Annotated in this window: 1 protein-coding gene; it reads left to right on the top strand. The window is 33.6% G+C overall.

The features are described from left to right. Positions 1 to 56: 56 nt before the first annotated feature. The coding region (locus tag AC2D8K_RS12600; RefSeq protein ID WP_216699886.1) for an IS6 family transposase at positions 57 to 491 on the top strand (435 nt) is incomplete at its 3' end.

Here is a 491-nt window from a genome sequence, read left to right as displayed (position 1 = left end):
GGTTCTGTTGCAAAGTTGAATTTATAATATAATTTTAACAAAAAGGAGTCTTCTGTATGAACTATTTCAGATATAAACAATTTAACAAGGATGTTATCACTGTAGCCGTTGGCTACTATCTAAGATATGCATTGAGCTATCGTGATATATCTGAAATATTAAGAGAACGTGGTGTAAACGTTCATCATTCAACGATCTACCGTTGGGTTCAAGAATATGCCCCAATTTTATATCAAATTTGGAAGAAAAAGCATAAAAAAGCTTATTACAAATGGCGTATTGATGAGACGTATATCAAAATAAAAGGAAAATGGAGCTATTTATATCGTGCCATTGATACAGAGGGACATACATTAGATATTTGGTTGCGTAAGCAACGAGATAATCATTCAGCATATGCGTTTATCAAACGTCTCATTAAACAATTTGGTAAGCCTCAAAAGGTAGTTACAGATCAGGCACCTTCAACGAAGGCAGCAATGGCTAAAATA

This window comes from Staphylococcus sp. 510 (genome assembly GCF_057219715.1).
Note: the sequence above shows the minus strand (reverse complement) of the source record. Positions and strands in the feature narration are given on the sequence as shown.